Source organism: Priestia sp. P5_B4 (assembly GCF_056400385.1).
The window spans coordinates 1-2088 of the sequence record NZ_JBFULJ010000677.1; the positions used below are offsets into that span (position 1 = coordinate 1).

Sequence of the window (2088 nt, forward strand, 5' to 3'; positions counted from 1 at the left end):
GTATTAGGTACGTCTTCTTCGGAATCTGCACTGCCAAAAATGATGGACAAAATGGAGAAGTACGGATGTTCAAAATCTGTGGTAGGACTTGTCATTCCAACTGGTTACTCATTTAACCTAGATGGAACAGCCATCTACTTATCCATGGCTGCTATCTTTATCGCTCAAGCGTATGGAGTCGACCTGTCGTTAATGCAAGAGATTACGCTACTTGGTATTTTAATGCTAACGTCTAAAGGAGCTGCCGGAGTTACTGGCTCTGGATTTATTACACTAGCAGCTACGCTTGCTGCATTCCCGATGATTCCAGTTGAAGGAATCGCGCTGTTAATTGGGGTAGACCGCTTTATGTCGGAAGCTCGTGCCATTACAAACTTAATTGGAAATGGTGTAGCAACTGTAGTTGTATCGAAAATGGAAAATGAATTTCATCCTCCTGTAGAGACGATACAAGACGTTAATTCCGCACCTCCATTAGCTAAGTAATAAAAAAAGAGGTTGAGACATAGCGAAATGAATCCAATCTAAAGACGAATAAATGGGATACATGAGCTGAACCGCTTATGACACCGCAGTTGATTTCCGTACAAGACTTCGCTTTCCGCGGGCGGCCGATGAGCCTCCTCGTCGCGTACGCTCCTGCGGGGTCTCATCCCTTCCGCTTTTCCCGCAGGAGTCTTCGCCTTGTCCTCCAATCAACTGCTAGAAGGATCTAAACAAAGGAAGCCTACGTTCACCACAACAAAAAAACGAACCACTAATCAAACATTTTGATTAGTGGTTCGTTTTTCACTTCATCAAATACTTTTGTCCCAACCTCTTTTTTAGGATTAATGCGTTTCTTTTTTAGAACGTCCGCTAAGTTTCCCAACAACAACAACTAAAATAGCTAACAAAATAGGAACAATCATATGCAAATGCGGATTTAATCCTTCTAATACATGTCCCACCGCTTTGTCTTTAAAAATCATTTCACCAGCAGTATAGCCAAGAAGCGCTGCTCCGGCAATGATGATAATCGGGAATTTTTCCATGATTTTCATTAAAAGCTGACTTCCCCAAATGATTAACGGAATGCTGATAACAAGACCAAGGATAATGAGTAGAATATTGCCGTTAGCCGCACCCGCAACCGCTACTACGTTATCTAAACTCATAACAAGATCCGCTATAATAATTGTTTTAATAGCACCTGCTAGAGTTGAATTCGCTTTAATATCTCCGTCATCTTCACCTTTTAAAAGACTAATCGCAATCCATAGAAGAAGCAGGCCTCCGATGAAATTTAAAAATGGGATTGTTAATAAATATACAGCGACAAACGTTAGCCCTACACGTAATACAACCGCTCCTAATGTACCGAAAACAACCGCTTTGTTTCGATGCTCGTCCGGAAGATTCCGACAAGCTAAAGCAATCACGACTGCGTTATCGCCACTCAGTACAATGTTAATCAGTAAAATTTCTAAAAGATTTAAAATAAAACTCTGATCCATAAAAAAACTCCTTGATTGATTTTTATTAGTCTATTTCTCTATCTCTTTTTTCATTACTAGAAATAGAGAACTAAAACTCTATCAATATAACCCGTTCTTACCCTTTAATGAAGAGAAGTAGTTATTTCACTAACAGTATTTTATCACTAAAAAGAAATTTGAAATAGGGATTTGTAAAGGAAAAGTCAGTTCATTACAATAAATCAAACCTTATCCTTTATCTTTCATCTGTTTTTCACCATCACCCTCTACTATTAGTAGCAGGAGAGCATTTATAAAAAATAGAGTAATTTTTATAAATAATACAAGCCTCCAATGCTTCTTCGTTATTTTGTAGTTTTTCGACCGCTACGACATAAGAAGGGAGAAAATAGGTATGATTTTAAAAGCGCTAAAAACAAATAAATTATTAACTATTAACTATCAAAACAACGGTTTTGTTCAAACGGTAAAAGGTTATATTCAAAACTTAAACTTACTTGAACAAACTCTTCTATTAAAAGATGAAAATCAGCATGTACGATCACTTCGCCTATCAAGTATTAAAAATATTTATTGATAAAAAAAGAAGAGATTTAGACATAACTACACC

General features: G+C 37.3%; 4 protein-coding genes. 2 read left to right on the forward strand and 2 right to left on the reverse strand.

Annotation, left to right across the window (positions count from 1 at the left end; all coding sequences use genetic code 11):
- A partial coding sequence (locus AC1DRF_RS24570; RefSeq protein WP_477741926.1) for a cation:dicarboxylate symporter family transporter occupies positions 1–486 on the forward strand: 486 nt, incomplete at its 5' end.
- A gap of 75 nt (positions 487–561) precedes the next feature.
- Here the strand turns inward: AC1DRF_RS24570 and AC1DRF_RS24575 are convergent.
- Positions 562–699 (reverse strand): hypothetical protein, encoded by a 138-nt coding sequence (locus tag AC1DRF_RS24575; protein WP_013055540.1) that lies wholly within the window; start codon positions 697–699, stop codon positions 562–564.
- A gap of 131 nt (positions 700–830) precedes the next feature.
- Positions 831–1496, reverse strand: a complete 666-nt coding sequence (locus AC1DRF_RS24580; protein WP_013055539.1) for a TerC family protein — start codon at positions 1494–1496, stop codon at positions 831–833.
- Positions 1497–1872: 376 nt separating this feature from the next.
- Here AC1DRF_RS24580 and AC1DRF_RS24585 point away from each other — a divergent pair, with 376 nt between their 5' ends.
- Positions 1873–2055, forward strand: a complete 183-nt coding sequence (locus tag AC1DRF_RS24585; RefSeq protein ID WP_013081858.1) for a YolD-like family protein — start codon at positions 1873–1875, stop codon at positions 2053–2055.
- Positions 2056–2088 lie beyond the last annotated feature (33 nt).

Bases quoted from the DNA above. Each gene is read 5' to 3' on its own strand.
- AC1DRF_RS24585 (WP_013081858.1), top strand. From the start codon at position 1,873: ATGATTTTAAAAGCGCTAAAAACAAATAAATTATTAACTATTAACTAT.
- AC1DRF_RS24580 (WP_013055539.1), bottom strand. From the start codon at position 1,496: ATGGATCAGAGTTTTATTTTAAATCTTTTAGAAATTTTACTGATTAAC.